Raw genomic sequence first — 23077 nt, 5'->3', positions numbered from 1 at the left:
TCCTCAGCCGTACCCGTCGGTACATTGACGCCATGTCTAATACCCGGCCCGGTGCGCGGCCTGCCCCGGTGGCGTCCGAGCACATAGCGCTCAAGGCCCGCAAGGTCTCCTTCGACTGGGCGGACACCCCGCTGCACTGGGTGCCGGACGATCCGTTCACCACGCACATGATCAACGTGCTGCATCTGCTGCTCCCGGCGGGCGAACGCTGGTTCGTGCACGTCTACAAGCAGGTGCTTCCGCTGATCCGGGACGAGCGGCTGCGCGAGGACGTCATCGGGTTCATCGGGCAGGAGGCGATGCACTCCCAGGCGCACGACGACGTACTCCCCCACCTCAAGGCCCAGGGCCTGGACCCCACCCCGTACACCGCCCAGGTCGACTGGCTCTTCGAGAAGCTGCTCGGTGACCGGACCCTGCCGCCGGGCCGACCGAGCCAGTGGTGGCTGCGGGAGCGGGTCGCGACCATCGCGGCGATCGAGCACTACACCGCGTTCCTCGGCGACTGGGTGCTCAACGCGGAGGCGCTGGACCGGCGCGGGGCCGACCCGGTGATGCTGGACCTGCTGCGCTGGCACGGCGCGGAGGAGGTCGAGCACCGGTCGGTCGCCTTCGAGGTCTTCCTGCACGTCGACGGCGGATACCGCCGCCGGGCCCGCACCTGGGCGACCGCCTTCTCCGCACTCGTCTTCCTGTGGCAGCGGGGCGTCCGGTTCTTCATGGAGAACGACCCGCTGCTGGTGGACGGCAGGGCCACCTTCCGGGCGTACCAGCAGCGCGGGCGCCAGGGGCTGCTGCCCACGGCCGGGGCCATCGCCCGCTCGGTGCCGAGCTATCTGAGCCGTACGTACCACCCCTCGCAGGAGGGCAGCACGGCGCAGGCCGTCGCGTATCTGGCCGCTTCCCCCGCAGCGAACGGGGCGCGCTGAGATGGCACTTCCCCGGATCCGCACGGTCGTCCTGATCACCGGTGCCGCGCTGCTCGCCAAGCGGGCCCTGCACCGGCGCATCGCCACATCGCCGCTCTGGCCGCTGCCCGCCCTGGAGACACCGGTCTCGGGCCACGGCCGCCGCCGGACCCTCACCCACCGGCTGCTGATCACCGCACGGGTGGCCGCGGCGGACGGTGTGGTGCTGCTCAGGCTGGAGAGCGGGTCCGGCGACGAACTGCCCGCCTGGACACCGGGCGCCCATCTGGACCTGGTGCTGCCCTCGGGGCTGGTCCGGCAGTACTCGCTCTGCGGCGACCCGGGCGACCGGGGTGCGTACACCGTCGCCACCCGGCTGATCGAGGACGGCAGGGGCGGCTCCCGCGAGGTGCACGAGCAGCTCCACGAGGGCGAGGAGGTGGAGATCCGCGGCCCGCGCAACCGGTTCCCGCTGGTCGACGCGGAGTCGTACGTCTTCGTCGCGGGCGGCATCGGCATCACCCCGGTGCTGCCGATGCTGCGGGCCGCCGAGGCCGCGGGCGCCCGGTGGCGGCTGGTGTACTGCGGGCGGACGCGCGCGTCGATGCCGTTCCTGGACGAGATCGGGAAGCTGGACGGGGGCCGGGGCCGGGTGGAGGTGGTCCCGCAGGACGAACAGGGCCTCCCCGAGCTGGACTTCACCAAGGATGCCGAGGACACCAAGGACGCCGAGGACACCGGGCATGCCGAGGAGGCTACGGACGCCGGGCGGACCGCGTACTACTCCTGCGGCCCGGAAGGCCTGCTGACGGCAGTGGCCGAAGCCCTCCCCGCGGACACCGCACTCCACCTGGAACGGTTCACGCCGGGCGCCGTCGCCGGGGGCGCCGACAGCTTCGAGGTCGAACTGCACCGCTCGGGCCGGACGGTCACCGTCGCGGCCGGCTCCACGGTCCTGGCCGCCGTACGCGCCGAGCTGCCGCACGTGTCGTACTCCTGCGAACAGGGCTTCTGCGGGACGTGCCAACAGCGCGTCCTGGAGGGCGAGATCGACCACCGCGACGAGCTGCTGACCGACTCCGAGCGGGACGACTCGATGCTGATCTGTGTGTCGCGGGCGCGCGGCGGGCGGCTGGTGCTGGACCTGTAGGACCCGGTCGGGTCCCGTCGGGACCAGGCCGGGAACGCACCGGGCGCGCGGCCGGACCGCCCGGTGCCGAAACCTTGACACCCCCGAACACCAGGAGGAGCATCCTGACGGTCGTTGACAACGTTGTCGGGCAGCTTCCCCGTCGCGTTGACCTTCCGTCACACACGAAGGGCAGGAACGGTGTCAGACACGCACCGCCGTCGTACGCGCACCGGGCTCAGAGCGCTCGGCTCCGTCGCGGTGACCGCCTTGGCCATTCTGGGACCGGCCGCCACGGCCGTCCCCGCATCGGCCGCACCCGCGGCCTCCGCCCGTCACGACGCCGTCAAGGACCCGGTGTCGTACGTCAACCCGCTGATCGGTTCGTCCCACGCCGGCAACACCTACCCGGGCGCCGTGCAGCCGTTCGGCATGCTGGCCTGGAGCCCGCAGAACTCCCGCGGCAAGCAGGTCTCCACGCCCGCGCCGGGCGGGTACCAGTACGACGCGACGAAGATCCGCGGCTTCAGCCTGACCCACCTCAACGGGGTCGGCTGTTCCGGTGCGAACGGTGACATCCCGATCATGCCGTACGCGGGCGACGTGGACTCCTCGCCCAGCTCGGACACCACCGATGCCACCTACGCCAGCACCTTCTCGCACGCCAACGAGACCGCGTCGCCCGGCTATTACCGGGTCGGCCTGGACAACGGCACCTCCGCCGCGCTCACCACGACCGCCCGCACCGGCACGGGCCAGTTCGGCTTCCCGGCCGGGAAGCCCGCCACCATGCTCTTCCGTACGTCGAACTCCGAGAGCGGCAGCGCAGCCGCCACCGTGAAGGTCGATGCCGCGCGGCGGACCGTGACCGGCTCGGTCAGCGCGGGCAACTTCTGCGGCCCGCAGAGCGCGAACAACCGCAAGGACCTCTACACGCTGTACTTCACCGCCCACTTCGACAAGGCGTTCGCCAAGGTCGGCACCTGGACGGACGGCACGGTGAAGCCCGGCTCCACCTCGGCCTCCGGCGGTACGGGGTACAGCTCGTCCGGCAATGCCACGGAGGGCAAGGGCTCGGGCGCCTATGTGACGTTCGCCGGCGGGACGACGAAGGCTCGGGCGAAGGTCGCGATCTCCTACGTCAGCCCGCAGAACGCGGAGGCCAACCTCCGCGCCGAGAACGGCCCCGGCAAGAGCTTCGACTCCGTCAAGTCGCAGGCGGCCAGGGCCTGGCAGCGGGAGCTGACCAAGATCGGGGTCAGCGGCGGTACCGAAGCGCAGCGCACCACCTTCTACACCGCGCTCTACCACTCCATGCTGGAGCCCACGCTGACCAGCGACGTCGACGGCCGCTACCTGGGCGCCGACCGCAAGCCGCACGAGCTGGCCAAGGGGCAGCAGGCGCAGTACGGCACCTTCTCCGGCTGGGACCAGTACCGGGCGCAGGTGCAGCTGATGACGCTGCTGAACGCGAAGGCCGGGAGCGACTACGCGCAGTCCCTCTACAACTACGCGGGACAGCGCGGCGGCGAGTGGGACCGCTGGCTGCTGGAGAACGGCAAGACGAGCGTGATGTCCGGCGACCCGTCGGACGCGGCACTGGCCGGGATCTACGCGTTCGGCGGCCGTGACTTCGACGTCAAGGGCGCGCTGAAGTCCCTGGTCGGGGCGGCGACCGTACCGACGGCGAACGACTCGGACAGCTCGGGCTGCAACGTGGAGTGCGTGGGCCAGCGCCCGGCGCTCGACCAGTACCTGAAGCTGGGTTACGTACCGGCGGACAACTGCCACTGCTGGGGCGGCGCAGCCGAGACGCTGGAGGACGCGGCGGCCGACTTCGGCCTGTCCGAGCTGTCCCGGCAGACCGGTCACCCGGCCGACGCGAAGAAGTTCCTGGACCGTTCGGGGAACTGGACGAACGTCTTCGACGCGAACGCCACCGAGCAGGGCGGCTACATCCGCGACCGCAGGGCCGACGGCAGCTGGGCGGGCACCTTCACCCCGGCCACCGGCAGCGGCTTCGTGGAGGGTTCCAGCGCGCGGTACACGTGGATGGTGTACTCCGACGTGGCGGGGCTCGCCAGTGCGATGGGCGGCAAGGACACGGCGGTGCAGCGGCTGGACTCCTTCTTCCGGGCGCCGGACGGGACGTTCGACTTCTCGGCGAAGGACGACACCCGCTACGACGCGACCAACGAGCCCGACATCAACGCCCCTTATCTGTACGACTACCTGGGCGTCCCGTACAAGACGCAGGAGACGGTGCGCGCGGAGCTGGACCAGCTGTGGACCGACGGACCGGGCGGGATCCCCGGCAACGACGACGCGGGGACGATGTCGTCCTGGTACGTGTTCTCGGCGCTGGGCATGTACCCGCAGATTCCGAGCCGGGCCGATCTGACGCTCTCCGCACCGCTGTTCCCGAAGGCCGTGGTGCACACCGGTCACGGCAGGACGATCACGGTCAACGCCCCGGCCGCGTCCGCGGGCAACGCGTACATCCAGGGCCTGGAGGTGAACGGCAAGAAGTCCGGCAAGCCGTGGGTCCCCGCCTCGTTCGTCACCGAGGGCGGCACCCTGGACTACGCCCTGGGCTCCAGGCCGAACACCTCGTGGGGCAGCGCGGCTGCCGACGCTCCGCCGTCCTTCCCGGGCGGCGGCGTGAAGTACTTCACCGGCGCCTCCCCGGACCAGCTGAAGGTCGAGCCGGGCGCCGGGGGCGCGGACACGACCGTCAAGGTGCAGACGCTGGACACCGAGGCGGCCCGGGTGCACTGGACCGCCACCCCGCCGCCCGGGGTCACGGTCACCCCCGCCTCGGGGGACTTCACGGTCCCGGCCGGCGGATCGGTGAGCGCGAAGCTCTCGGTCTCCGCTGCGGCGGACACCGCGGAGGGCCACTACACCGTCCCGGTGACGCTGAAGTCGTCCACCGGGGCGGACCTGCCGAAGACGTCGGTCGCGGTGACCGTCGCCGAGAAGAACGGCCTGCTGTGGAACCGCAACAACACCGCGATCTCCGCCGACGACGACAACCCGCAGGCCAACTTCGACGGTGAGGGCTGGAGTTACTCGGCCAAGGCGCTGGCCGCGGCGGGTGCGACACCCGGCTCCACGGTCTCGGCGAACGGCTTCGACTTCAGCTGGCCGGAGGTGACCGCGGGTGACCCGGACAACATCGAGGTGGCGGGCAGCACCCCGCAGGTGCTCACCGTCCCGCCGGCCCCGGGTGCCACGGAGCTCAGCCTGCTGGGCAGCGCGGCGGAGGGATCGGCCAGCGGCACGCTGACCCTGACGTACGCCGACGGCACGACCCAGCAGGCGGACATCGGCTTCAGCGACTGGACGCTGGGCGGCGGCTCCGACAAGCCGTCGTTCGGCAACACGATCGCGGTGCACACCGATTACCGCGACGTCCAGGGCGGTGGCCAGGACCCGATCGGCACGGAGGTCTTCGCGACCGCCCCGATCGCGCTCCAGGCGGGCAAGCAGCTGGCGAGCGTGACCATGCCGTCGTCGACGAAGGGCGGGGTGATCCACGTCTTCGCGGTGGCGACGGCGTGACGGCGTGACGGCGTGACGGTAGGGAACTGAGCGGTACGGACAGCGGAGGCTCCCGGATGTCAGGACCCGGGAGCCTCCGCGCTCAGGGAGTGGGCGCGGTCCGGCGGGCCGCGCCCAGCTGTATGTCCACGACCGCACCGCACTCCACCGCAGGACCACACCGCACCGCACTGCATGACGGAACTCGGGCACACTGCCCCGATGACCGTGAATCTTCCCCGGCCGCCCCACGAGGAGGCCATCCGCCATGTCGCGGCCCTCGCCTCGGGTGCGCCCGCCGCGCCGGAGCTGCGCGTGACGCTCAACTTCCACCCCGACCGGGCGGCCCCCGGCGGCCCGCCGCTCCCTGCGGGCGCTCGCCCAGGACGGCGTCTACTCCTCGCAGTTCGTCACCGGCACCAGCAACGGCGGGCTGACCGCGTACCCCGGCGGGGACCGCCACCGGTGGGAGAGCCGCATCTTCGGTGGCGCCTACGACACGGCCCCCGCCCGACAGCGGCCCGTGTACGGCGCGTTGAACCACCGGCTGCGCCCGGTCGGCGGGGCGCACCGGTTCGGCTCCGCCCATCTGCGGCTGCGGCCGGAGACCCTGGCGCGTACCACCTTCTGCTATCCGGACAGCGTCACGGAGCCGGTCCACTTCGGGGTGGCGGAGGCCCTCGCCCCGCTGATCGAACGCGCCGACGCCGACCAGCAGGACACCCTCGACGACTACGTCGAGGCGCATCTGCACGGGCCGCTCGTCCTCGCCACGGACGTCGAGGCGCTGGTGCTCGATCCCAGCTTCCGGGGGACGGACGTGGAGACCGCGGCCGGGCTGCTGCCGTTCCCCGTCGAATGGCACCCCGGCTTCCGGCTGACCGTCGGCGTGCTGCGGCGCCACCCGGAGTACCGCGGTCCTGAATACGTCGCGCTGGGCGCCGAGATCGCCGAGGACGGGCTGCTCACGCCCCGCGTCATCGGCGACGCCGTACGCGCCGGCCGCCACGACCCGCAGGACCTGAAGAAGGTCTGGCACTACGTGGCCCGGTTCGGGAACTGACACCCGGCGCACGCCCGCACGTTGCCCGGCGCGTGTCCCTGCCCGGCCCGTGTTCTCGCAGGGGCCGGTCTGTACGCTGTTCGGATGACGACCGGGGTACGCCGCAGAATGGGCGTCGAAGAGCGCAGACAGCAGTTGATCGGCGTCGCACTGGAGTTGTTCAGCCACCGCTCCCCCGACGACGTCTCCATCGACGAGATCGCCGCGGCAGCGGGGATCTCCCGGCCGCTCGTCTACCACTACTTCCCCGGCAAGCAGAATCTGTACGAGGCCGCGCTGCGCCGGGCCGCCGACGAGCTGGCCGAGCGCTTCGTCGAGCCGCGCGAAGGACCGCTCGGGGCGCGGTTGCTGCGGGTGATGGAGCGGTTCTTCGACTTCGTCGACGAGCACGGGCCCGGGTTCTCGGCGCTGATGCGCGGCGGGCCCGCCGTCGGTTCCACCACCACCAACGCGATGATCGACGAGGTGCGCACCGCCGCGTACCTCCAGATCCTGTCCCACCTGGACGTCCAGGAGCCGCCGACCAGGCTGAAGTTGGTCGTACGGTCCTGGGTCTCTCTCGCCGAGTCGACCGCGCTGATCTGGCTGGACGGGCGGGACATCCCCCGGGCCGAGCTGGAGTTGCAGTTGGTGCACGACTTCGCCGCGCTGGCCGCGGTGAGTGCGGCGTACGACGCGGAGATGGCCGACGTCGTGCGGCGGATACTGGCCGAGGAGCCCGCCGACGGGCCGCTCGGTGACCTCGTCGGGCGGCTGCTCGTGCTGGCTCCCGCGGTCCCCGCACAGCGGAGTCAGCGGTAGGAGGCGTCCAGGTCGCGTGTCTCGGCGGAGATGTGCACCGTGGTGCCGCTGTCGTCGGCGGGCTTCAGGTACTGCCGTACGAGACCGGGCACCGCCTCGGTGAGCCGGGCCTTGGCCTCGTCCGTGCGACCGGCCAGCAGGGCGATGCCGACATGGACGATCGCGTCGTCCGTCCCGCCTCCGCCCACCACGAACTCCTCCGCCCTGACGAAGCGGGTCTTGCACGCGGCGATCCTGGCCTGGACCGTTTCGACGATCACCGGGTGCAGCGCGAGCGCGAAGCCCCGGCGGTCGAAGGAGTCGTCCAGGGACGCGGAGTACTCGACGGTGATCTGCGGCATGGGTCTTCTTTCCTCGTGTTTCCTCGTGCCCGAACGAATGCCCGGATGTCAGTGCCCACCTTTACGGTGGAGACCATGACCGCACAACTCACCTTCCGCAGGGCGGACCAGGACGACGCCGAAGCACTGGCCGCCATGTACGACCGGGCGGCCCACTGGATGCGGGAGAACGGCATCGACCAGTGGCGGCCCGGCGAGAAGGACACCGAGCACTTCCTGCAGCGCATGAAGGAGGGGGAAGTGTGGCTCGCGGAGGCGGACGGGCACCGCGTGGGCGCGTACGAGCTGTGGTGGGACGACGAGGAGGCCTGGGGGGTGCAGCCGCCGGTCGCCGGTTATGTGCACCGGTTGATGGTCGACCGCAGATACGCGCCGGCGGGCACCGGCCGCATCCTCCTCGCCCACGCCGAGCAGCGGATATCCGCTGCCGGGCGCGAGCGGGGAAGGCTGGACTGCGCTCCCTGGCTGTGCGGGTACTACGCGGGCGCGGGGTACCGGGCCGTGGGCGAGCTCCCCGACAAGAAGGCGCGGGACGGGCGGATCTACTCCGTGACCCTGCTGGAGAGGGTCCTGGGCTGACCCCGGCCACCGGCTGCGGGCACCCGGGAGGGTTCCTGAATGTTCTTGCTGCAAGAATGAAAGATTCGGCGCGCCCCAGGCCGTTACAAGCCACCCGCTCCCGGTCCACCCCTGCACAGGACAGGATCGGATCCTCACCGGATCCCTCACATCACGTACGCCGGTGGCTTGTCGGCGCACGCCCACCGCTTCCCGCGCTTCGCAAGACCTGCCGCAAAAGATTGCAGCAGTGTTACCTGTCACGCTAGATTCGGATACACAGAGAGACCCCCGGGGCCATCTCCCCGCCGGCCCAACTCAGGGCAGGCCCCAGGGGTCTCCTTCTGCCGGGAGCGCCGGGAGTGCCGGGCTCGCCGGGCACGCCCGCAGCACCGGTCAACCGGTCCGGCGGGCCGTGGACCCCCGTACCACCAGCTCGGGCTGGAAGACGAACTCCGTGCGCTGGACCGGGTTCCCGCCGATCTCCTCCAGGAGCGCGCCCACCGCCGCCGCGGCCATCGCCTGGACCGGCTGGCGGACCGTCGTCAGGGGCGGGTTGGTGAAGGCGATCAGCTGCGAGTCGTCGAAGCCGACCACCGAGATGTCGTCGGGGACGTCGAGACCCCGCTCACGGGCGGCCCGGACGACACCCAGGGCCATCAGGTCGCTGCCGCAGACCACGGCCGTGCAGCCCTGGTCGAACAGCGCGCCGGCCGCGACCTGGCCGCCCTCCACGCTGAACAGGGTGTGCTGGACCAGGACTTCGGCCTCCTGCCGGGACCGGCCGAGGTGGGCCACCACCGCGTCGAGGAAGCCCTCCCGCTTGCGGCGCGACGGCACGTAGCGGAGCGGGCCGACCGCCAGCCCGATCCGGCGGTGGCCGAGGTCCGCGAGGTGGCGCACCGCCATGTGGGCCGCCGCGTGGTCGTCGGGCGAGACGAAGGGGGCGCTGATGTGCTCGTTGTAGCCGTTGATCAGGACGAACGGCACCCCTCGCTCCGCCAGTCCGGCGTACCGCGCAGGGTCCGACGAGGTGTCGGCGTGCAGCCCGGAGAGGAAGACGATGCCGCCCACCCCACGCTCCACCAGCTGCCCGACCAGTTCGTCCTCGGTGGCGCCGCCCGGGATCTGCGTACAGAGAACCGGGGTGTAGCCGTGCCCCGCGAGGACCTGCTCCACGGCCTGGGCGAAGGCCGGGAAGATCGGGTTGGTGAGCTCGGGGGTCACCAGCCCGATCAGGCCCGCACTGCGCTGCCGCAGCCGCACCGGGCGCTCGTACCCGAGGACGTCGAGCGCCGCGAGCACCCGCTGACGCGTGGTGTCCGCGACGCCCGGCTTGCCGTTGAGCACCCGGCTGACCGTGGCCTCGCTCACGGCGGCCTGCGCGGCGATGTGCGCGAGCCGGGGGGCTGCCGTCACACCGCCCACCAGAGGGTGCTGTCCGCGGGCAGCTCGAACTCGTCCCCCTCGACGGTCGTCGCGGTGCTGGCGAGCAGCAGCCGTCCGGGCACCGGGAGGCGTACGGGGGCGGCCGTGGTGTTGACCGTGCAGAGGAAGCCGGGGCGGGCGAAGGCCAGTACACCCTCGGGGGTGCCGGGCTGCCAGTCGACCGAGTCGCCCGCGCCGAGGCCCGGGTGTTCCCGGCGCAGTGCCAGCGCGCTGCGGTACAGCTCCAGGGTGGACCCGGGGTCGCCGGTCTGCGCCTCGACGCTCAGCCCGGCCCAGCTCTGCGGCTGCGGGAGCCAGCTGCCGCCGCTGCCGAAGCCGTACGAGGGCCCGTCGGTGGTCCACGGGAGCGGGACGCGGCAGCCGTCGCGGAAGCCGTCCTGTCCGGCGGCGCGGAAGAACGACGGGTCCTGGCGCACCTCGTCCGGCAGGTCGGTGACGTCGGGCAGGCCGAGCTCCTCGCCCTGGTACACGTACGCGGAGCCGGGCAGCGCCAGCATCAGCAGCGTGGCCGCGCGGGCGCGCCGCAGGCCGAGCTCGCGGTCGCCCGCGGTGCGGATCTGGGTGCCGCCGGGCGGGTTGGCGAAGCGGGTCGCGTGCCGGGTGACGTCGTGGTTGGAGAGCACCCAGGTGGCGGGCGCGCCCACCGGGAGCATCGCGGCCAGCGAGGCGTCGATGACCGCGCGCAGCTCGGCGGCGTCCCAGTGGGTGCCCAGGTACTGGAAGTTGAAGGCCTGGTGCAGCTCGTCGGGGCGCACGTAGTGGGCGGTGCGTTCCACGGTCGGGGTCCAGGCCTCGGCGACGGCTATCCGCTCGCCCGGGTACTCGTCGAGGATCCTGCGCCAGGAGCGGTAGATCTCGTGGACGCCGTCCTGGTCGAAGAAGGGCATGACGTCGTTGCCGAGCAGCTTCAGCTGCTCGTTGCCGCCGATGTCGGGCAGCCCCTCCGCCTTGACGAGACCGTGCGCGACGTCGACCCGGAAGCCGTCGACGCCCATGTCGAGCCAGAACCGCAGGATCGAGCGGAACTCGTCGGCGACGGCCGGGTGCTCCCAGTTGAGGTCGGGCTGTTCGGGGGCGAAGAGGTGGAGGTACCAGGCGCCGTCGGCCACCCGGGTCCAGGCGGGGCCGCCGAAGATGGACTCCCAGTCGTTGGGCGGGAGTTCACCGTTCTCGCCCTTGCCCGGACGGAAGTGGTACCGGTCGCGCAGCGGGGAGGCCGGGCCGTCGTCGATGGCCCGCTTGAACCATGCGTACTGGTCCGACGAGTGGTTGGGCACCACGTCCACGATGATCCGCAGGCCCAGGTCGTGGGCGTCGCGGATCATCGCGTCGGCGTCGAGGAGCGTGCCGAACATCGGGTCGATGGCACGGTAGTCGGCGACGTCGTACCCGGCGTCGGCCTGCGGCGACGCGTAGAACGGCGAGAGCCAGACGGCGTCGACGCCGAGGTCACGCAGGTACGGGAGCCGGTCGCGTACGCCTTCGAGGTCGCCCATGCCGTCGCCGTTGCTGTCGGCGAAGCTGCGCGGATAGACCTGGTAGATCACCGCGTCCCGCCACCAGCCGGTGGGGGTGCCGGTCGTCGGGGCGGTGGGGGCGGCGAAGTGCTGAGTCATGGCTTCCCTGGAAGATGTGGGGTCGGGTGTACGGAAGAAGGTGCGGGCTCAGCCCTTGGTTCCGCCCGCCGTCAGGCCGGTGACCAGGTGCTTCTGCACCAGGTAGAAGATGGCGGAGACGGGGATGGCGATGAGGACGGCGGTGGCCGCCATGTAGTTCCACTGGGCGTCGTGTTCGCTGACGAAGCTGGAGAGGCCCACCGCGAGGGTGTACTTGCTGTCGTCGAGCATGAAGGTGGAGGCGAAGGCCACCTCGCCCCAGGCGGTCAGGCAGGTGTAGAAGGCGGCCACCGCGAGACCGGGCCTGGCGAGCGGCAGGATGAGCCGCCAGAAGGTGCCGAAGGGGCTGAGCCCGTCGACCCGGCCGGCCTCGTCGATCTCGAAGGGGATGGTGTCGAAGTACCCCTTGAGCATCCAGGCGCAGTACGGCACGGCGGTGGAGCAGTACACCAGGATCAGGGCGCCGAAGGTGTCGATGAGGCCGAGGTCCGCGAGGATCACGTACATCGGCACCATCAGGACGGCGACCGGGAACATCTGGGTGACCAGCAGGATCCACATGAGCTTCTTGTGGCCGGGGAAGCGCATCCGGGAGACCGCGTAGCCGGTGGTCGCGGCCATGAAGACGCCGATGAGGCAGGTCGACACGGCGATCAGCGCGGTGTTGCCGAGCCAGGTGAAGAAGCCCGTGTGCTCCATGACGAACGAGTAGTTGGAGAACGACACCTTGGACCAGATGCGGCCCGGGTGCAGGTAGTCGCTCTTGTCGGGGCCGAGCGAGAGGAAGACCAGCCAGAGGATCGGGAAGAGCGCGATCAGGCTGGCGATGCTCAGGGCGGTGTGCGACAGCACGGTGGCGCGGCGGGAAGGCCGGTCGCGGCGGACCGTGCGGTTGGGGCGTGCGGGCGCCGGTGGCTGCTGCGCCGCCGGGGTCTCTGTGGTGAGGGTCGTCATCGGATTCCTGCCTTCTGTTCCGTCTTCGGGTCCGTCTTCCTGATCGGGGGGCGGTCAGCCGTTGGCCTTCTCGTTGCGGGCCAGCCAGCGGCGGTAGAAGGAGGTGAAGACGATCAGGACGGACAGCAGCAGTACGCCGTACGCGGCGGACTGGGCGTAGTCCCTGGGCTGCTGGCCGAAGCCGAGGCGGTAGGCCCAGGTGACGAGGATCTGGGCGTCCGGAGCGCCGTTGCCGAACAGCAGGAAGATGATGGCGAACTGGTTGAACGTCCAGATGATGCCGAGCAGGACGACGGTGGAGCTGACCGAACGCAGCCCGGGGAGCGTGACGTTGAGGAAGCGCTGCCAGGGGCTCGCACCGTCCATCTCGGCCGCCTCGTAGAGGTCCGCGGAGATCGACTGGAGTCCGCCGAGCAGCGAGACCATCATGAAGGGCACACCGCACCAGGTGTTGACGACGATCGCGGCGAGCTGCTGGAAGTGCGGTTCCTCCAGCCAGGCGGGCTGGGGCAGATGCAGGCTGCCGAGCACCGAGTTCACGATGCCGGAGTCGCCGAGCATGATCCGCCAGGAGAAGACCGTGACGAAGGTCGGGACGGCCCAGGGCAGGATCAGCATCATCCGGTAGAAGGTGCGCCCGCGCAGTTTCTGGTTGAGCAGCAGGGCCAGGCCGAGGCCGATGACGTAGTGCAGGGTCACACAGGCCGCGGTCCAGACGACGGTCCAGAGGAAGTGCGACCAGAAGCGGTCCCAGGCCGTCGGGCCCCAGAGGATGTCCGCGTAGTTGTGCAGACCGATGAACTTGTAGGTGGCGTCGATGTGGTTGACGCCGATGGTGCGGGCCGAGTTGAGGCTGTTCGCGTCGGTGAGGGTGAGGTACAGACCCTGGACGAGCGGGTACCCGACGAGGACACCGAGGACGACGACCACCGGGGCGGCCATCGCGTAGGCGTACCAGTGCTTCTGCCAGGAGTTCTTGAAGCGCTGCGCCGGCCCTCGACGCTCGGGGCCCGCGCCTTCGACGGCAACGGTCATCTTGACACCTTTTCGGGGGAGTTCGGCGGGGCGGCGACGCGTGCGGCTGCCGGGCCCGCGTGGTGTGCGGGTCCGGCAGCCGGTGGATCACTTACTGAAGTCGGGAACGAGCTTGGCCATGGCCTCGGTCAGGGACTTGACGCCGTCCTGCAGCGACTCCTTGCCGCTGGCGACCTTGGGCAGTTCGGTGTCCATCGGACCCCAGAGCGAGCTGTACTCGGGCAGTTCGGGGCGCGGCTGCGAGGCGCTCAGCACCTTCTGGAAGCCGGCGATGCCCGGGTCGGCGGTGACCTTCGCGGTGTACGCGTCCGTGCGGGTCGGCAGGGTGGAGTTCTTCAGCGCGACCGTCTCCTGGCTCTTCGCCGAGGTCATGAAGTTCAGGAACTTCAGCGACGCGTCCTGGTGGGCCTTGTCGGAACCGGCGTAGACGGCGAGGTTGTGACCGCCGGTCGGTGCGCCCGCCTTGCCGGTGGAACCGGCCGGGACGGTGGCGATGCCGAGGTTGTTCTTGTCCGCGAAGGCCGAACCCTTGTAGAAGTTCGTGATCTCCCAGGGACCCTGGATGATCGACGCGACCTTGCCGTTGACAAAGGCGTCCTGCTGGTGGGCGTAGGCGTCGGCGGTGATGTCGGGCTTGTGCAGACCCGGACCGTCGAAGAGGCCCTTCCAGGTCTCCAGGCCCTTGACCGCCGGGGCGCCGGCGATGGTGAGCTTCTTCCCGGCGACGTCGACGGTGTCGGTGCCCTCGCCGTAGAGGAAGGGCTGCGCGTAGTAGCCGGCGGTGCTGGCCCAGTAACCGTCCACCTTGTCCTTGGACTTGACGGCTGCGGCGTCCTTCTTCAGCTCGTCCCAGGTGGTCGGGGCCTTGGTGATGCCGGCCTTGGCGAAGAGCGCCTTGTTGTAGACGAAGGCGAGGGTGTCCGTGACCAGCGGGACACCGTAGGTCTTGCCGTCGAACTGCGCCTGCTTCAGCAGGTTGGGCTGGAACTTCGCCTGGTCCTTGAGGGCTTCGGTGCCGTCCAGCGGGAGGAAGTAGCCCTTCTTCGCGAAGGCGGGGGTCCAGCCGACCTCGGAGCGCAGCACGTCCGGGGCACCCTTCGCACCGGCGGCCGTGTCGAACTTGTTCTGCGCCTGGTCGAAGGGCACGTTGACGTACTTGACCTTGATGCCCGTGTTCGCCTTTTCGAACTCCTTGACCAGGGCCTGGTAGGTGGCGGCCTCGTTCGTGGCGTTCGAGGTGTCCCACCAGGTGATGGTGGTGGGACCGTCCGCCTTGCCGCTGCCGCTGTCGCCGCCGCAAGCCGTCGCCGCGAGCGCCAGGGTCGCAACCAGAGCGGTGGCCGCTATGCCACGTCGCATGTGAACTCCTTCAACGGGTGCCGCTCCATCACGGCTCCGGGTCGTCGAGGAACGTAACAAGGATGCAAGAAGTCCGAAAGACCTTGCGTAGATTTTCTGCAAGAACCAGGCTTCGTTACCTCAGCGTGTCCGCAAGGTTGCCATTGCGACCCTTGTCAAACGGCTTGTTGGGGCACTTCCAGCCTTCCGGCAACCCCCCGAACACCACCGCAAGCTCTTGCAAGGCTGTTACTTTCGGAGTCCACGAGCGTTGTTCCCGTACGTTGCAAGTCTTCCGAAAGGGACCCTCATGACGCAGCCCCTCTCCCCCGCGACCGCCGCCGACGCGGAATCCACCGGATGGTGGCGGGACGCCGTCATCTACCAGGTGTACGTGCGGTCCTTCGCGGACAGCGACGGCGACGGCATCGGCGATCTGCGGGGCATCACGGAGCGGCTGCCGTACCTCGCGGAGCTGGGCGTGGACGCGGTCTGGCTCACCCCGTTCTACGCCTCGCCCCAGGCGGACGGCGGTTACGACGTCGCGGACTACCGCGTCGTCGACCCGCTCTTCGGGGATCTCGCGGAGGCCGAGGCGCTCCTGCGCGCCGCGCACCGGCTCGGACTGCGGGTGATCGTGGACGTCGTCCCGAACCACACCTCGGACCAGCACATCTGGTTCAAGGAGGCGCTGGCCGGAGGCGCGGGCAGCGCCGCCCGGTCCCGGTACCACTTCCGGCCGGGCAGGGGCGGAGACGGTGAACTGCCGCCCAACGACTGGGAGTCGGTGTTCGGCGGACCGGCCTGGACGAGGGTGGCGGACGGCGCCTGGTACCTCCATCTCTTCGCGGGCGAGCAGCCCGACCTCAACTGGGAGAACCCCGAGGTGCGCGCGGAGTTCGAGGCGATCCTGCGCTTCTGGCTGGAGCTCGGCGCCGGTGGTGACCACCGCGGGGTGGACGGCTTCCGCGTCGATGTCGCCCACGGCATGGTCAAGGCCGCCGGGCTGCCGGACATCGGCAGCCGCGAGCAGGTCAAGATGATCGGCTCCCAGGTACTGCCGTTCTTCGACCAGGACGGGGTGCACGAGATCCACCGCTCCTGGCGGCGGCTGCTCGACTCGTACCCGGGCGAGCGCATCGGCGTCGCCGAGGCGTGGGCCCCCACGGCCGAGCGCCTCGCGCTGTACGTGCGCCCCGACGAGCTGCACCAGGCCTTCAACTTCCAGTTCCTCAGGTGCCCCTGGGACGCAGCGGCGATGCGCGCGGTCGTCGACGACTCGCTGGCCGCCACTGCTTCGGTGGGCGCGCCCACCACCTGGGTGCTCTCCAACCACGACGTCGTACGCCATGTGACGCGGTACGGCGGCGGCGCCACCGGGCTGCGCCGGGGCCGTGCCGCCGCCCTGCTGATGCTGGCGCTGCCCGGGTCCGCGTACGTCTACCAGGGCGAGGAACTCGGCCTGCCCGAGGTCACCGACCTCCCGGACGAGCTGCGCGAGGACCCGTCGTTCTTCCGCAGCGCCGGGCAGGAGGGGCTGCGGGACGGGTGCCGGGTGCCGATCCCCTGGACCGAGGACGGCCCTTCGTACGGTTTCGGGCCCGGCCCGGGATGGCTGCCGCAGCCCGAGAACTGGCGGGAACACTCCGTGCAGGCACAGACCGGTGACCCGGACTCGACCCTGGAGTTGTACCGCACCGCGTTGAAGCTGCGGCGCGAGCTGGACGGCCTGGGCGACGGCTCCCTGGAGTGGCTCGACGGCCCCGAGGGTGTCCTGGTCTTCGCCCGGCCCGGATTCGTCTGTACCGTCAACACGCTCTCCGAGGCGGCCGAACTGCCCACCCCCGGAAGGCCGCTGCTCGCCACGTCCGAGCCGGTCCTCTCCGGTGACACCGTTCGCATTCCCGCCGATTCCTGCACCTGGTGGGCAATCTGACATGGGCCCGGTACAGTCCCTTCCCATGACCGCACGGCTTGCCGACATCGCAGCCCAGGCGGGGGTCAGCGAAGCGACGGTCAGCCGGGTCCTCAACGGCAAGCCGGGGGTAGCGGCGGCCACCCGCGAGTCCGTTCTCGCCGCACTCGACGTGCTCGGCTACGAACGTCCCGTCCGGCTGCGCCAGCGCAGCGCGGGCCTCGTCGGGCTGATCACCCCCGAGCTGGAGAACCCGATCTTCCCGGCACTGGCGCAGGTCATCGGTCAGGCGCTCACCCGCCAGGGATACACCCCGGTGCTGGCCACCCAGACCCCGGGCGGCTCCACCGAGGACGAGCTCACCGAGATGCTGGTGGACCGCGGGGTCGCGGGCATCATCTTCGTCTCCGGGCTGCACGCGGACACCACGGCGGACATGCGGCGCTACGAGCAGCTGCGCGCCCAGGGCGTGCCGTACGTCCTGGTCAACGGCTTCTCGCCGAAGGTGCAGGCGCCCTTCATCTCGCCCGACGACCGGGCCGCGATGCGGCTGGCCGTCACCCACCTCGCCTCGTTGGGGCACACCCGGATCGGGCTCGCGCTCGGGCCGCGGCGCTTCGTCCCGGTGCTGCGGAAGACAGAGGGCTTCCAGGCCGCGATGCAGGACCGGTTCGGGCTGTCCCCGGCCGAGAGCGAGCAGCTGATCGAGCACTCGCTGTACACGCTGGAGGGCGGCCAGGCCGCGGCGTCGGCGCTCATCTCCGCCGGCTGTACGGCGGTGGTCTGCGCCAGCGACATGATGGCACTCGGTGCCATCCGGGCCGCCCGCCAGCTCGGGCTCGACGTGCCGCGTGACATCTCGGTGGTCGGCTTCGACGACTCCCCGCTCATAGCGTTCACGGATCCGCCGATGACCACGATCCGCCAGCCGGTCACCGCCATGGGGCAGGCCGCCGTCCGGGCCCTGCTCGAAGAGGTCGGCGGTACGCCCGCGCCGCACAGCGAATTCGTCTTCATGACGGAGCTGGTGGTCCGTGGTTCCACCGCTTCCGGCCCGGGTTCCGCCCCGGCGTCAACTTCCCGTTCCAGGGGCGCGGAGCAGGCCCGGTAGCGTCCTAGCAGGTGCGGGCCGGGCGCCGCCGAGGGATGATCTGTGGGAAGCGGAGTTTCTGGCAGACTCTTTTCCTATGGGTGAAACGACCGTGAAGACACTGGAAGGCCTTACGGCCGCCGCGTCACCCGTCGTGGCCAAGGAGCCTCATATCTCTCTCATCGGGCGACTTCGTACACCCCGCCGTCCCCGCATCTGGTTCGAAGTCCTGCTGATCGCGCTGAGTTACTGGATGTACTCGCTGATCCGCAACGCCGTACCGGAGCAGAAGGCGGAGGCGCTCCGCAATGCCAACTGGGTCTGGCGTGCGGAGCACACCCTCGGTATCGCAGTCGAGCAGAGCGTCAACCACGCCGTGAATTCGGTGACATGGCTGATCGTCGGGATGAACTACTACTACGCGACCATGCACTTCATCATGACGATCAGTGTCCTGGTGTGGCTCTTCCACTTCCATCCGGGCCGCTACGCGGCGGCCCGGCTCGCGCTGTTCGCGACGACCGCGGTGGCGCTGGTGGGGTACTACCTGTACCCCCTGGCACCGCCACGTCTGATGCCCCACAGCCACTTCGTCGACACCGTGCTGGTGCACGACACCTGGGGCTCGATGGCCTCGGGCAACCTCAAGAACGTGTCGAACCAGTACGCGGCGATGCCGTCGATGCACATCGGCTGGTCGCTCTGGTGCGGCCTGATCATCTTCGCCCTGGCGAAGGCGCCCTGGGCGCGGATCCTGGGCCTGCTGTACCCGGTGCTGACACTGCTGGTGATCGTGGCGACGGCCAACCACTTCTGGCTGGACGCGGTGGGCGGAGTGCTCTGCCTGGCGTTCGGTACGGCTCTGTCGTACAGCTGGTACGGGGCGTTGCCGCATCAGTTGCCCCGGGTGCCCAAGAGCAGGCAGCCGGGCCGGATCGTGGCCTCCCGCTATCTGGGCGGGGACGCCTCCGAGCCGCGCGAGGGCGGCCAGGAGCGCCCCGTGACCGCCAAGGGCCGCCGCCCCGGACCGGCCACCGACCGTCCGGCGTCGGCGAGATCGACCCCGTCCGGCGACTGAGGGCCGGGTACGACCGGCTGGGCACGACCGGCTGGGCACGACCGGCTGGGGCCGGGGTTCTCCCGGGGATCCCGCGCAGAACCCGTACACCGTACGGCTACGCCCCGTAGAACTGCTCCTCCATGACCCCGCGGGCCCGCCGTGTGGCCCGGCGGTAGTCGTCGATCATGTCGCCCACGTGTCCCGTCTCGTACCCCAGGTACCGGGCCATCGCCGCCAGTTCCCGCCCGTCCGAGGGGAACGTGTCACCGGCCCTCCCCCGCACCAGCATCACCGCGTTGCGCACCCGCGAGGCCAGCACCCACGCCTCGTCCAGGGTCTGCGCGTCCTCGGTGGACAGCAGTTCCGCCTCGTGGGCGGCGGCCAGGGCCCTGCGGGTACGGGTGGTCCGCAGGCCCGGCAGCCGCCAGCCGTGCTGCATCTGCAACAGCTGCACCGTCCACTCGACGTCACTGAGCCCGCCCCGGCCGAGCTTCGCGTGCAGGGTCGGGTCCGCGCCGCGCGGCATCCGCTCCGACTCCATCCGCGCCTTGAGGCGGCGGATCTCCCGTACCGCGTCGTCACCGAGGCCCTCGGCGGGGTAGCGCAGCGGATCGATCAGCTCGACGAAGCTCCGGCCCAGGTCGGCGTCGCCCGCCATCGGTTCGGCGCGTAGCAGCGCCTGGCTCTCCCAGACGCGCGACCAGCGGCGGTAGTACGCGGCGTAGGAGGCCAGCGTCCGCACCAGCGGGCCGCTCTTGCCCTCGGGGCGCAGGTCCGCGTCGATCAGCAGCGGCGGGTCGGCGGTCGGCAGCTGGAGCAGCCTGCGCATCTCGGCGACGACGGCGTTGGCCGCCCTGGCCGCTTCCTGGTCGTCCACGCCGTCCCGCGGGGCGTGCACGAAGAGCACATCGGCGTCCGAGCCGTAGCTCAGCTCGTGGCCGCCGAAACGGCCCATGCCGATGACCGCGAACCTGGTCGGCAGGGTGTCGCCCCACTCGGCCCGTACGGCGGCCCGCAGGGCGCCGGCGAGGGTCGCGGCGTTCAGGTCGGTGACGGCGTTGCCGACGCGGTCCACCAGGGCGCCCGGGTCCGGTTCGGCGGGGTTCTCCTCGGTGCCGTACGAGCTGATCAGGTCGGCCGCCGCCGTACGGAAGAGTTCCCGGCGGCGGACCCCGCGCGCCGACGCGACCGCGCCCTCGGGGGTCTCCGCCCGGCCGACGGCCGACAGGACCTCCTGTTCGAGGTTGTCGCGGCTGCGCGGGTCGAGGCCACCGCGCGCGCCGAGCAGCGAGACCGCCTCGGGGGCGCGCAGCAGCAGGTCGGGGGCGAGGCGGCCGGCCGAGAGGACCCGGGCGAGGTTCTCCGCGGCGGCCCCCTCGTCGCGGAGCAGCCGCAGGTACCAGGGGGTCTTGCCGAGCGCGTCGGAGACCTTGCGGAAGCCGAGCAGACCGGCGTCCGGGTCGGCGGAGTCCGCGAACCAGCCGAGCAGCACGGGCAGCAGGGTGCGCTGGATGGCGGCCTTCCTGGAGACCCCGGAGGACAGCGCCTCCAGGTGGCGCAGGGCGCCGACCGGGTCGGCGTACCCGAGCGCTTCGAGGCGCTGGCCGGCGGCCTTCGGGCTGAGCCTGATCTCGCCGGGGGCCAGCTGGGCGACGGCGTCGAGGAGCGGCCGGTAGAAGAGCTTCTCGTGCAGCTTCCGTACGACGGCCGCGTGCCGTTTCCACGCCCTGGTCAGCTCGGCGACGGGGTCGGTGCGCAGCCCCAGTGAACGCCCGAGCCTGCGCAGATCGGCCTCGCCCTCGGGTACGAGGTGGGTGCGCCGGAGCCGGTACAGCTGGATGTGGTGCTCCATGGCGCGCAGGAACCGGTACGCCTCGTCCAGCTGCGCGGCGTCGGACCGGCCCACATAGCCGCCCACCGCCAGCGCGTCCAGGGCCTCCAGGGTGTTCCCGCTGCGCAGGGTGGCGTCGCTGCGTCCGTGGACGAGCTGGAGCAGCTGGACGGCGAACTCCACGTCCCGCAGCCCGCCGGGCCCGAGTTTCAGCTCGCGCTCGACGAGGGCGGGCGGGATGTTGTCGACGACCCGGCGGCGCATCTTCTGGGCGTCGGTGACGAAGTTGTCGCGCTCCGACGCCTGCCACACCAGGGGCCTGACGGCTTCGACGTACTCCTCGCCGAGCGTGAGGTCACCGGCGACCGCCCGCGCCTTGAGCAGTGCCTGGAACTCCCAGGTCTTGGCCCAGCGCTGGTAGTACGCGAGATGGCTGGACAGGGTACGCACCAGCGGCCCGTTGCGCCCCTCGGGACGCAGGTTGGCGTCGACGGGCCAGATGGTGCCTTCGATGTTGGTCTCGGAGCAGATCCGCATCATGTGGGCGGCGAGCCGGGTGGCGGCCTGGACGGCTTCGGTCTCGGTCTCGTCAGCGGCGTCACCGGAGTCGCCGTTTCCGCCGGTGACCAGGACGGTGACGGCGGGCTCGGCGATGAAGACGACATCCACGTCGGAGACGTAATTGAGCTCGTGTCCCCCGCATTTACCCATGGCGACGACGGCGAGACGGCACAGCGCGGCGTCCTGCGGGGCGGCGGCGGAGGCGATCGTGAGGGCGGCGCGCAGGGTGGCCGTCGCCAGGTCGGCCAGCTCGGCGGCGGTCTGTCCGACCTCTGTCGTCCCGCACACGTCGCGTGCCGCGATGGACAGCAGGCACCGCCGGTAGGCGATCCGCAGGGACACCGGGTCGTCCGCGTCGGCGAGACCGCGCTCGAACTCGACGACGCCCGGGTGCAGATCCGACGTCTCGTAGGTGACGAGGGCGTGCCAGTCGTGCGGGTGCCGCGCCAGGTGGTCGCCGAGCGCCTCGGAGGCGCCGAGCACCCCGAGCAGCCGGTCGCGCAGCGGTTTCGCCGCGATCAGCATGTCCAGCAGGGTCTGCCGCTCGTCGGGCTCCTGGGACTCGGCCATGCGTACGAGGGCGAGCAGCGCGAGGTCCGGGTCGGCGGTGGCGCCCAGGGCGTCGAGGAGTACCGGATCGGTGCGTACGGAGGCGAGCTCCGGGGCGTCGAGGAGCCGTTCGGCGGCCGAGGGGTCGGTGAAACCGTGCCGCAACAGCCGGGTGAAGGTACTGCTTCTGCGCCCCGGCACCGTCATGCCGCCGCCTCCCGAGCCGGTCCACCCGGCAGATCGAAGTCCGGGTTCCGAGCCTAGCCGCAGCAGCGGTGAGCGGCCCTCCCGAGGGGCGGCACCGTCCCGGCCGGAGGCAAGCGTGGGGGCCGTCCGCACCGTCGCGCCCGGCCCCGGGGAGGGGAGGCCGGGCGGACGGGGTGCGGAGTTACTGTCCGATGCCGTTCTCCTCGGTGGCGCCGGAGCCGTCCAGTGTCACCTTGGCGATGTCCTGGCAGGTGTCGCTGAGGCTCGACGACTGGTAAGTGCCGTTGCCCGCGCTGGTGGTGGGGATGCCGAACAGGAGCTTGGAGTACTTGGCGTCCGCGCAGGTCGTGGCGGGGTTGTTCCAGTCGAAGTACTCGGTCCAGCTGATGAAACTGCCGCCGGCCATGGAGTGGTCGCCGTCGATCCTGATGGTGCCGAGGACCGTGGTGGTGCCGGCGGTCCGGTCCACGATGGAGTACTTCCAGTTCGAGCCGGACTGCTGTTCCGCCTGCATCGCGTACTGGTGTCCCTCGACCGGGCGCTGGTCCAGCCGGCAGGTCTTGCCGGTGCCGCCCTCGTCGAAGTCCTGGCAGTAGGTGCCTGCGCCGCCCGCGGTGGCCGCCGTCCCGTTCCAGATGGAGACGAGGAACATGCCGCCGCCGTCGGCGTGGGTCTGGAAGCCCATGTAGCCGGAGGCTCCGCTCCCGGCAAAGGTGAACTGGGTGGACCAGTAGGCGTTGTAGTTGCCCGGGGAGTGCTGGAGGGTCATCGGGATCGAGACCGATGTGACGTCCTGGGGCGCGTTCCAGTAGGCGTAGGTGCCCGGGGTCTGGCCGGTGTCGGCCGCCTGTACCGGGGCCGCGGGTCCCATCAGCAGCACGGCGGCGCCCGCCGCCGCGGTGAGGGTTCCGGTCGTGATCAGTTTCCGCATCCGCATGTGTGTCTCCTGAGTGGGGGGTGGAGTTCACGTGGCCGTGCAGTGAAGGTGAGTGGTCCTGTTCACCGGTGACGCTGAACAAGCACGTTCACGCACGACCTGACGGTTCGTCAACAGATCGCGACGAAAGGACAAGTGCGCCGGCGCCAAAGTCCAAGAGCCCGCGCACCCGTACCGGCGGGGCGGCCGGGA

General features: G+C 70.8%; 16 protein-coding genes and 1 pseudogene. 9 read left to right on the top strand and 8 right to left on the bottom strand.

Features of this window, described 5'->3' with window-relative positions; all coding sequences use genetic code 11:
• Positions 1 to 32: 32 nt before the first annotated feature.
• The 5 genes and pseudogenes from NBY69_RS27620 to NBY69_RS27600 all read left to right on the top strand — a co-directional run bounded on the left by NBY69_RS27620 (position 33) and on the right by NBY69_RS27600 (position 7444).
• Positions 33 to 929: a metal-dependent hydrolase gene (locus NBY69_RS27620; RefSeq protein WP_250304488.1), complete on the top strand. Its 897-nt coding sequence runs from the start codon at positions 33 to 35 to the stop codon at positions 927 to 929.
• Between the two features lies 1 nt (position 930).
• Positions 931 to 2058, top strand: a complete 1128-nt coding sequence (locus NBY69_RS27615) for a PDR/VanB family oxidoreductase (RefSeq protein ID WP_250304486.1) — start codon at positions 931 to 933, stop codon at positions 2056 to 2058.
• Positions 2059 to 2238: 180 nt separating this feature from the next.
• Positions 2239 to 5601: a GH92 family glycosyl hydrolase gene (locus tag NBY69_RS27610; protein ID WP_250304485.1), complete on the top strand. Its 3363-nt coding sequence runs from the start codon at positions 2239 to 2241 to the stop codon at positions 5599 to 5601.
• A gap of 201 nt (positions 5602 to 5802) precedes the next feature.
• Positions 5803 to 6643, top strand: a pseudogene (locus tag NBY69_RS27605) (DUF3626 domain-containing protein).
• An 84-nt stretch (positions 6644 to 6727) separates the two neighbouring features.
• Positions 6728 to 7444 (top strand): TetR/AcrR family transcriptional regulator, encoded by a 717-nt coding sequence (locus NBY69_RS27600; protein WP_250304483.1) that lies wholly within the window; start codon positions 6728 to 6730, stop codon positions 7442 to 7444.
• Here the strand turns inward: NBY69_RS27600 and NBY69_RS27595 are convergent.
• A complete protein-coding gene (locus NBY69_RS27595; protein WP_250304481.1) occupies positions 7435 to 7785 on the bottom strand; it encodes a 5-carboxymethyl-2-hydroxymuconate Delta-isomerase in 351 nt (116 codons plus the stop codon). The two genes, NBY69_RS27600 and NBY69_RS27595, sit on opposite strands and share 10 nt — an antisense overlap.
• Positions 7786 to 7860: 75 nt before the next feature.
• Between NBY69_RS27595 and NBY69_RS27590 the strand changes: the two genes are divergently transcribed.
• Positions 7861 to 8364: a GNAT family N-acetyltransferase gene (locus NBY69_RS27590; protein WP_250304479.1), complete on the top strand. Its 504-nt coding sequence runs from the start codon at positions 7861 to 7863 to the stop codon at positions 8362 to 8364.
• Positions 8365 to 8739: 375 nt separating this feature from the next.
• On the opposite strand, the gene NBY69_RS27585 is transcribed toward NBY69_RS27590, so the two are convergent.
• The 5 genes from NBY69_RS27585 to NBY69_RS27565 all read right to left on the bottom strand — a co-directional run bounded on the left by NBY69_RS27585 (position 8740) and on the right by NBY69_RS27565 (position 14756).
• A complete protein-coding gene (locus NBY69_RS27585; protein ID WP_250304477.1) occupies positions 8740 to 9771 on the bottom strand; it encodes a LacI family DNA-binding transcriptional regulator in 1032 nt (343 codons plus the stop codon).
• Entirely contained in the window at positions 9759 to 11408 is a 1650-nt protein-coding gene (locus NBY69_RS27580) for a glycoside hydrolase family 13 protein (RefSeq protein ID WP_250304475.1), read from the bottom strand. Before NBY69_RS27580 ends, NBY69_RS27585 begins: the two co-directional genes overlap by 13 nt.
• Positions 11409 to 11456: 48 nt before the next feature.
• Complete coding sequence (locus NBY69_RS27575) at positions 11457 to 12362, bottom strand: sugar ABC transporter permease (RefSeq protein WP_250304474.1); 906 nt, start codon at positions 12360 to 12362, stop codon at positions 11457 to 11459.
• Positions 12363 to 12416: 54 nt separating this feature from the next.
• Entirely contained in the window at positions 12417 to 13397 is a 981-nt protein-coding gene (locus NBY69_RS27570) for a carbohydrate ABC transporter permease (protein ID WP_250304473.1), read from the bottom strand.
• Positions 13398 to 13484: 87 nt separating this feature from the next.
• On the bottom strand, positions 13485 to 14756 hold the full coding sequence (locus NBY69_RS27565; RefSeq protein ID WP_250304471.1) for an extracellular solute-binding protein: 1272 nt from the start codon (positions 14754 to 14756) through the stop codon (positions 13485 to 13487).
• Between the two features lie 289 nt (positions 14757 to 15045).
• On the opposite strand from NBY69_RS27565, the gene NBY69_RS27560 reads away from it, so the two are divergent.
• From NBY69_RS27560 to NBY69_RS27550, 3 genes are all read left to right on the top strand, one after another.
• Positions 15046 to 16671 (top strand): glycoside hydrolase family 13 protein, encoded by a 1626-nt coding sequence (locus NBY69_RS27560; protein WP_250304469.1) that lies wholly within the window; start codon positions 15046 to 15048, stop codon positions 16669 to 16671.
• A 25-nt stretch (positions 16672 to 16696) separates the two neighbouring features.
• The gene (locus NBY69_RS27555; protein WP_250304467.1) at positions 16697 to 17761 is read left to right on the top strand and encodes a LacI family DNA-binding transcriptional regulator; all 1065 of its coding nucleotides are present in this window, start codon (positions 16697 to 16699) and stop codon (positions 17759 to 17761) included.
• 76 nt (positions 17762 to 17837) lie between these two features.
• Positions 17838 to 18818, top strand: a complete 981-nt coding sequence (locus NBY69_RS27550; RefSeq protein WP_250304465.1) for a phosphatase PAP2 family protein — start codon at positions 17838 to 17840, stop codon at positions 18816 to 18818.
• A gap of 97 nt (positions 18819 to 18915) precedes the next feature.
• On the opposite strand, the gene NBY69_RS27545 is transcribed toward NBY69_RS27550, so the two are convergent.
• Both NBY69_RS27545 and NBY69_RS27540 read right to left on the bottom strand, forming a co-directional pair.
• Positions 18916 to 21948 (bottom strand): bifunctional [glutamine synthetase] adenylyltransferase/[glutamine synthetase]-adenylyl-L-tyrosine phosphorylase, encoded by a 3033-nt coding sequence (locus NBY69_RS27545; protein WP_250304463.1) that lies wholly within the window; start codon positions 21946 to 21948, stop codon positions 18916 to 18918.
• Between the two features lie 181 nt (positions 21949 to 22129).
• Positions 22130 to 22885: a DUF3472 domain-containing protein gene (locus NBY69_RS27540; protein WP_250304461.1), complete on the bottom strand. Its 756-nt coding sequence runs from the start codon at positions 22883 to 22885 to the stop codon at positions 22130 to 22132.
• Positions 22886 to 23077: the final 192 nt, after the last annotated feature.

The sequence above is a fragment of the Streptomyces sp. A 4/2 genome (genome assembly GCF_940670765.1).
In the GTDB taxonomy this organism is placed as follows: domain Bacteria; phylum Actinomycetota; class Actinomycetes; order Streptomycetales; family Streptomycetaceae; genus Streptomyces.
This window is presented reverse-complemented; position numbering and strand designations above follow the sequence as displayed.

Bases quoted from the DNA above. Each gene is read 5' to 3' on its own strand.
- NBY69_RS27620 (WP_250304488.1), top strand. From the start codon at position 33: ATGTCTAATACCCGGCCCGGTGCGCGGCCTGCCCCGGTGGCGTCCGAG.
- NBY69_RS27615 (WP_250304486.1), top strand. From the start codon at position 931: ATGGCACTTCCCCGGATCCGCACGGTCGTCCTGATCACCGGTGCCGCG.
- NBY69_RS27600 (WP_250304483.1), top strand. From the start codon at position 6,728: ATGACGACCGGGGTACGCCGCAGAATGGGCGTCGAAGAGCGCAGACAG.
- NBY69_RS27595 (WP_250304481.1), bottom strand. From the start codon at position 7,785: ATGCCGCAGATCACCGTCGAGTACTCCGCGTCCCTGGACGACTCCTTC.
- NBY69_RS27590 (WP_250304479.1), top strand. From the start codon at position 7,861: ATGACCGCACAACTCACCTTCCGCAGGGCGGACCAGGACGACGCCGAA.
- NBY69_RS27580 (WP_250304475.1), bottom strand. From the start codon at position 11,408: ATGACTCAGCACTTCGCCGCCCCCACCGCCCCGACGACCGGCACCCCC.
- NBY69_RS27575 (WP_250304474.1), bottom strand. From the start codon at position 12,362: ATGACGACCCTCACCACAGAGACCCCGGCGGCGCAGCAGCCACCGGCG.
- NBY69_RS27570 (WP_250304473.1), bottom strand. From the start codon at position 13,397: ATGACCGTTGCCGTCGAAGGCGCGGGCCCCGAGCGTCGAGGGCCGGCG.
- NBY69_RS27565 (WP_250304471.1), bottom strand. From the start codon at position 14,756: ATGCGACGTGGCATAGCGGCCACCGCTCTGGTTGCGACCCTGGCGCTC.
- NBY69_RS27560 (WP_250304469.1), top strand. From the start codon at position 15,046: ATGACGCAGCCCCTCTCCCCCGCGACCGCCGCCGACGCGGAATCCACC.
- NBY69_RS27555 (WP_250304467.1), top strand. From the start codon at position 16,697: ATGACCGCACGGCTTGCCGACATCGCAGCCCAGGCGGGGGTCAGCGAA.
- NBY69_RS27550 (WP_250304465.1), top strand. From the start codon at position 17,838: ATGGGTGAAACGACCGTGAAGACACTGGAAGGCCTTACGGCCGCCGCG.
- NBY69_RS27545 (WP_250304463.1), bottom strand. From the start codon at position 21,948: ATGACGGTGCCGGGGCGCAGAAGCAGTACCTTCACCCGGCTGTTGCGG.
- NBY69_RS27540 (WP_250304461.1), bottom strand. From the start codon at position 22,885: ATGCGGATGCGGAAACTGATCACGACCGGAACCCTCACCGCGGCGGCG.